The 6244-nt window shown below is 71.5% G+C and carries 7 protein-coding genes; 1 reads left to right on the plus strand and 6 read right to left on the minus strand.

Annotation, left to right across the window (positions count from 1 at the left end):
* The first annotated feature begins 125 nt into the window (after positions 1–125).
* Complete coding sequence (locus ACWD0F_RS51465; RefSeq protein ID WP_449890386.1) at positions 126–710, plus strand: 1,2-dihydroxy-3-keto-5-methylthiopentene dioxygenase; 585 nt, start codon at positions 126–128, stop codon at positions 708–710.
* A 21-nt stretch (positions 711–731) separates the two neighbouring features.
* Here ACWD0F_RS51465 and ACWD0F_RS51470 read toward each other — a convergent pair whose 3' ends face one another.
* The 6 genes from ACWD0F_RS51470 to ACWD0F_RS51495 form a co-directional block, all read right to left on the minus strand.
* Positions 732–1703 carry an ABC transporter substrate-binding protein gene (locus tag ACWD0F_RS51470; protein WP_449890387.1) on the minus strand — a complete coding sequence of 324 codons (972 nt, stop codon included), beginning with the start codon at positions 1701–1703 and terminating at the stop codon, positions 732–734.
* 17 nt (positions 1704–1720) lie between these two features.
* A complete protein-coding gene (locus ACWD0F_RS51475) occupies positions 1721–2473 on the minus strand; it encodes an amino acid ABC transporter ATP-binding protein (RefSeq protein WP_449890397.1) in 753 nt (250 codons plus the stop codon).
* Between the two features lie 5 nt (positions 2474–2478).
* On the minus strand, positions 2479–3345 hold the full coding sequence (locus ACWD0F_RS51480; protein WP_449890389.1) for an amino acid ABC transporter permease: 867 nt from the start codon (positions 3343–3345) through the stop codon (positions 2479–2481).
* A complete protein-coding gene (locus tag ACWD0F_RS51485; protein WP_449890391.1) occupies positions 3342–4547 on the minus strand; it encodes an LLM class flavin-dependent oxidoreductase in 1206 nt (401 codons plus the stop codon). Before ACWD0F_RS51485 ends, ACWD0F_RS51480 begins: the two co-directional genes overlap by 4 nt.
* A gap of 125 nt (positions 4548–4672) precedes the next feature.
* Positions 4673–5554: a phosphotransferase enzyme family protein gene (locus ACWD0F_RS51490; RefSeq protein ID WP_449890393.1), complete on the minus strand. Its 882-nt coding sequence runs from the start codon at positions 5552–5554 to the stop codon at positions 4673–4675.
* An 86-nt stretch (positions 5555–5640) separates the two neighbouring features.
* On the minus strand, positions 5641–6244 hold a 604-nt coding region (locus ACWD0F_RS51495), incomplete at its 5' end, for an MFS transporter (protein WP_449890395.1).

The following is a 6244-nucleotide window of genomic DNA, read 5'->3' on the forward strand; positions in this document are numbered from 1 at the left end:
GGGAGTGGGCGTGCCCTGGGAGCAGCCGCCGAGGGAGAGGAGAAGCACCACGCCGATGAGTCGTGCACGGTTCACGTAGCGGACTATATCCCACTATTTATGCATGTAATGTAGGCTTTTGTCCCATGACGTACCTGACCGTGTACAGCGACGGCGACCAGCCCGACACCCTGCTGAAGACCGAGGACGCCGCGGAGATCGCGGCCACGCTCAAAGAGATCGACGTCGTCCTGCGCCACTGGCAGGTCGCCGAGAACCTGCCGCCCGACGCCGGCCAGGAGGAGATCCTCGCCGCCTACCGGACGGAGGTGGACCGCGTCATCGCCGAAGAGGGCTACACCTTCGTCGACGTCGCCCAGCTCCACGCGGACGGGAGCGCCGACTGGCCGGAGCGCGCCGCGGCGGCCCGGCAGAAGTTCCTGGCCGAGCACACCCACGACGACGACGAGGTGCGTTACTTCGTCTCCGGCTCCGGCATCTTCTACCTGCACGTCGGGGGCAAGGTGCACGCCGTGCTGTGCGAGCCGGGCGACCTGCTCAGCGTGCCGAAGAACACCACGCACTGGTTCGACATGGGCACCGACCCCGACTTCACCGCCATCCGCTTCTTCCACGACGACGACGGCTGGGTCGGGGACTTCACCGGCGACTCGATCGCCGGGCGCATCCCCGACTTCGACACGATCGCGGCCGGCCGCCCCAAGGCGTAGGCCCGCCTCAGCCGGGGGCGCTCACCCCTGCTGCCTCGGCAGGCCCGGCGGGTTGACCCGCGACTCGGGCACGGCCTCGTTGGCCAGACCCCAGCGTTCCAGCACCTTGAGGTACGCGCCGTTCCCGATGACCGTGGTCAGCGCCTCGTTGACCGGCTTCACCAGGCCGTTGCCCTTCTTCGTCATGGCCGCGATGAGTCCCTGCAGGTCGGGTCCCGCGCCGGAGGCGGTGCCCACGATGCGGGAGCCGCCGCTGACCGCGATGTTGTAGGCGATGGCCGGGTTGGGGCCGAAATAGGCCTGGACGCGGCCGGACTTGAGCGCGAGCAGCACGTCGCCGTACTTCTGGTAGTACTGGATCTCGGCCGGCTTGAGCCCGGCCTCCTGGTTCTGCTTGTCCCAGTCGAGCAGGATCTTCTCCTGGTTGGTGCCCGAGCCGACCGACACGCGCAGCCCGGCGATGTCGGCCGGCTTGCCGATCACCTTGATCGGGCTGGAGTCGACCACCTGCCAGCCGAGCTGGTCGATCCGGTAGGTGGCGAAGTCGTAGATGTCCTTGCGCTCCTCGGTGACGGTGACGTTGTTGAAGACGGCCTCGTACTTGCCGGACTTGGCGCCGAGGAACAGGTTCTCCCACGAGGTGTTCTCGGGCTTGAGCTCCAGGCCGAGCACGTCGGCGACGAGCTGGGCGATGTCGGTCTCCACGCCGATGAGCGTGGTGTCGTCGGTGGCGGGGAAGACCAGCGGCGGCGATCCCTCGCCGTTGAAGCCGATGGTGAGCTTGCCGTCCGCGGCGATCGCGGCGGGCACCTGAGCGGCGATGGCGTCGACCTTCTGGGCTCTGATCCGCTGCTGGTCGGGGCCGATGTCGATGGTCTGGCCGGACGTCGTGGACGGCGTGGCCCCGCTCTTGGGCGCGAGCGCGGGTTCGGCGCCGCAGGCGGCGACGGCCGTCAGGAGCAGGATCGAGGACAGCCCGCTTAAGAGGCGCATACGTGGTTCCAAGCCTTTCAGAGGACCTTGCCGATGAAGGCGCGGGTGCGTTCGTGGCGGGGGGCGTCGAGGACCTGGGACGGCGGGCCCTGCTCGACGATGCGGCCTTCGTCCATGAACACGACGGTGTCGGCCACCTCGCGGGCGAAGCCGATCTCGTGCGTGACGACGATCATGGTGGTGCCGCTGCGGGCCAGGTCCCGCATCACTTCCAGCACCTCGCCGACCAGCTCGGGGTCGAGGGCCGAAGTGGGCTCGTCGAACAGCACCACCTTCGGCTCCAGGGCCAGCGCCCTGGCGATGGCGACGCGCTGCTGCTGGCCGCCGGAGAGGGTACGCGGGTAGGCGTCGGCCTTGCCGGCCAGGCCGACGCGGTCGAGCAGGCGGCCGGTGAGCGCGCGCACCTCGGCGCGCGGCCGGCGCTGGGCCGACAGCGGCGCCTCGGAGACGTTCTGGCTGACGGTCAGGTGGGGGAAGAGGTTGAAGCTCTGGAAGACGAATCCGATCTTGGTACGCTGGCGCAGGATGTCGCGTTCCCGCAGCTCGTGCAGCCGGTCGCCGGTCCGGCGGTAGCCGAGCAGCTCACCGTCCACCGAGACCGTGCCGCGCTCGATCTTCTCCAGGTGGTTGATCGTGCGCAGCAGCGTCGACTTGCCCGATCCGGACGGGCCGAGGACGACCGTGACCTCGCCCTGACGTACGCGCAGGTCGATGCCGCGCAGGACGTGCAGGGCGCCGAAGCTCTTGTGCACGTCGGCCAGCTCCACCATGGCGGTCACGAGCGCCCCCTGCCGTAGTGGCGCTCCAGGTAGTACTGGCCGATCGAGAGCGTGGTGGTCAGGATCAGATACCAGATGGTCGCGACCAGCAGCAGCGCCATCACCCGGCCGTTGCGGTTGTAGATCACTCGCACCTGGTAGAACAGCTCGGGCAGCGCCATGATGTAGACCACCGAGGTGCCCTTGACCAGGCCGATGATCTCGTTGCCCGCGTTGGGCACGATGGTGCGCATGGCCTGCGGCAGGATGATCCGGAACAACCGCCGGGCCCGCGGGATGCCGAGCGCCGCCGCGGCCTCGCGCTGGCCGGGGTCGACCGACAGCAGGCCGCCGCGGACGATCTCGGCGGCGTACGCGGCCTGGTGCAGTGCGAGCCCGAGCACGGCGGCGGTGAGCGGGCCGATCAGGTCCATGGTGCCGAGGTCGAAGAAGCCGGGCCCGAAGGGCACGCCGAACGACAACCGCGGATAGAGCAGCGCCAGGTTGTACCAGAACAGCAGTTGCAGGATCAGCGGCACCGACCTGAACAACCACACGTACCCCCAGGCCACCGAGGACAGCAGCGGGTTGGGCGACAGGCGCATGAGCGCCAGGACGGTCCCGAGCGCGAACCCCAGCACGATGCCGAGCGCGGTCAGCTCCAGCGTGACCAGCACCGAGCGCACGACCGACGGCGCGAACAGGTACACCCCGACGACGTCCCACTCCCACGCCGGGTTGGTGACCAGCGCGTTGACCGCCATCGCCAGCAGCACCAGCACGCCGAGCGCGGCCAGCAGACGCAGGGGGTGGCGGGCGGTCACCACCTGCGGCGCTGCGGGCTGCTGCTGCGCCGGCGCGGCCCGGATCCGCGACAAGGTCACGACAGGCTCGGCACGGCGGCGGGGTCCGGCACGACGGCCAGGGCCGGCGCGGCAGTCGGTGCGGGGGTCGCGGTCGATGCGGCGGTCGCAGACGGTGCGGCGGTCGCAGACGGTGCGGCGGTCGCGGCGGTGCGGTCGCGCCGGGCGATCTCCTCCCTGACGAGCGGGATCACGTGGCGGCCGAAGTCGATCGCGTCGTTCAGGAGGTCGTAGCCGCGCGCCGAGAAGATCTCCACGCCCAGGTCGTAGTAGTCGAGCAGGGCGGCGGTGACCGTCTCGGGGGTGCCGACGAGCGCGGTGGAGTTGCCCGCGCCGCCGGTGGCCTCGGCGGTCGGCGTCCACAGGGCCCGGTCGTGCCGCTCGGCCCTGGACGCCACCTCCAGCAGCCGCTGGGAGCCGGCGTTCTGCGGCGGGCCGGACACGCGGCGCCGGTTCGCGCCGGCGCGCCGCAGGTCGCCGAGGATGCGGTGGGCCTTCTCCCAGGCCAGCTCCTCGGTCGGGGCGATGATCGGCCGGAAGGCCACCTGGATCTTCGGCACGTCGGAGCGTCCCGCCGCGAGCGCCACCGCCCTGACCGAGGCGATCTGCTGCGCGGTCTCGGCCAGCGGCTCGCCCCACAGGCAGTAGATGTCGGCCTCCGCCCCGCCGGCCGCGTACGCCGCCGGCGACGAGCCGCCGAAGGACACCTTCGGCCGGGGCCGCTGCACCGGGAACACGTCGGAGACGAAGTCCTTGAAGGAGTAGTGCTCGCCCGCGTGGTCGAAGGGCTCCCTGGAGGTCCAGCCGCGCTTGACGATCCCGATGTACTCCCTGGTCCTGGAGTAGCGCTCGTCCTTGGTCAGGACGTCGCCCTCCCTGCCCTGCTCGTGGTCGCTGCCGCCGGTGATGAAGTGCACGGCCAGCCGGCCGTCGCTGATCTGGTCGAGGGTGGCGAACGTCTTGAGGGCGTACGTCGGGTAGGAGACGTTCGGCCGGTGGGCGAGCAGGATCTGCAGGTCCTCGACCCGGCCCGCCACGTAGGCGGCGACCTGCGCGGGTTCGGGCGACCCCGAGCCGTAGGCGAACAGCACGCGGTCCCAGCCGTACTCCTGGTGGGCCCGCGCGAGCCGGAGCGTGTACTGCTTGTCGAACGAGGGGCCGGAGCGCGGCGAGGTCTCCGAGCCGTCGTTGGTCCCGCCGATACCGAGAAACTCCACAGGCATGGGTCGAAGCCCTTTCTCGTGTTCCTGAACGGTTTTCAGCTCAGCACGGTTGATCCATTCCGTCAAGACCTACCAATTTAGTTGGTTATTTGGACCGGTATCGAGCAGGACCATAAAGGGTTTTCTCAGCAGGCCGAGACGCGAGCGCCCAGCTCCCGGGCGTGTTCCGCCGCCGCCGGGCCACGGCTCGGGTCCGGGGCCTCCGACAGGAACACCAGGGCCAGCATCAGCGCGGTGTCGAGCCGGCCGGCCAGCGTCGCGGGGCCCTCCGGCGGCGGAGCCGCCCGCACGCTCGCGTAGCCCGCCCGCAGCGCCGGCAGGTCGAGGTCGTTCTCGGTGTACCTGGCGTACTCGGCCAGCCGGGCGAACTCCACGACCGCGTCGCCGATCAGCGTGTTCGACCAGTCGAGCAGCCCTGTGGGGCGGCCGTGCCGGCGGCGCAGGTTGGCGCTGCGGACGTCCAGGTGCAGCAGGCTCCGGCCGGTCGTGCCCGCGAGCACCCGGTCGAGGACCGCGCGGGACGGCGCCTCCGGCCAGCCGGTGACACGCCTGCCGACCTCGGCCCAGCGGCGGCGGATCCGGGCGGCGAGCACGCCTCTGGTGGGCATGCCCTCCGACGCCACCGGCCGCAGGCGGGGCGGCGGCAGCTCGTGCAGGCGGGCGAGGAGCCGGCCCAGGGCGTAGCCGTCGAGGGGCGAGCCGTCGTCGGGCAGGTAACGGGAGATCAGCACGTCCCGAGAGGACGGCCGCTCCGCGAGGACGAGCTCCACCGGCTCCGCGACCGGGAAGCCGTGCGCCGACAGGTGGCGGGTGATCCTGTGCTCCTGCACCAGCAGGGCGCGGGTGTCCACGCCGGGGTCGTTGGCGTTGGAGTCGAAGCGCCGGTGCGCCACGCGCAGCGCGACGGGCCGGCCGTCCCGGTCCAGCCCCCGGTAGACGGCGAACTCCAGGCCGCTGCCAACGAACTCCAGCCGGCCGATCCCCCGGCGTTCGGCAAGATCACGCATCGTCGGTCCCCCAGTGCTCGGTAAGGTCACCCATCGTCGATCCCCCAGCGTCCGGCACGGTCACACACCCCCAGCGCTCAGCACGGTCACACACCATCGGTCCTTCCGCGCAGGGCCGGGGCGACGGCCACGGTCAGGGCGAGCAGCGCGGCGCCCCCGGCCGCGAACGCCGTCCGAGGCCCCCACAGGTCGCTCATGGCGCCGAAGAGCAGGGCACCGGCCGGCATCGTCCCCCAGGCGAACAGGCGGTAGACACCCGTGGCCCGGCCCAGCAGCCGGTCGGGGATGACGGCCTGCCGCATGGAGACCGCCACCACGTTCCACGCCATGAGGCCGGCACCGGAGGCGAAGTAGGCGGCGGCGACGACGTACGGGCTGGTGGTGGCGGCCACGGCGAGCCCGGCGGCGCCGATCAGGGCCAGCCCGGCGAGCAGCGAGGGGACCCGGCCGATCCGCGCGCTGACACGGCCCGCCGCCATGCTGCCCGCCGCCCCGCCGGCGGCTCCGGCCGCCAGCAGAGCGCCGTACGCGGCCGGCGGGAGCCCCAGCACGTCGCGGACGAGGATCACGAAGACGGCCACCTGCCCCAGGTAGACGGCGTTGATGAGCCCGGCGGCCACGGTCAGGACGCGCAGCAGCGGATCGCGCGCCACGTAGCGCACCCCCTCCGCGATCTGCCCCCAGAGCCGC

The organism is Nonomuraea sp. NPDC002799 (assembly GCF_053592075.1).

Bases quoted from the DNA above. Each gene is read 5' to 3' on its own strand.
- ACWD0F_RS51475 (WP_449890397.1), bottom strand. From the start codon at position 2,473: ATGGTGGAGCTGGCCGACGTGCACAAGAGCTTCGGCGCCCTGCACGTC.
- ACWD0F_RS51490 (WP_449890393.1), bottom strand. From the start codon at position 5,554: ATGCGTGATCTTGCCGAACGCCGGGGGATCGGCCGGCTGGAGTTCGTT.
- ACWD0F_RS51470 (WP_449890387.1), bottom strand. From the start codon at position 1,703: ATGCGCCTCTTAAGCGGGCTGTCCTCGATCCTGCTCCTGACGGCCGTC.
- ACWD0F_RS51485 (WP_449890391.1), bottom strand. From the start codon at position 4,547: ATGCCTGTGGAGTTTCTCGGTATCGGCGGGACCAACGACGGCTCGGAG.
- ACWD0F_RS51465 (WP_449890386.1), top strand. From the start codon at position 126: ATGACGTACCTGACCGTGTACAGCGACGGCGACCAGCCCGACACCCTG.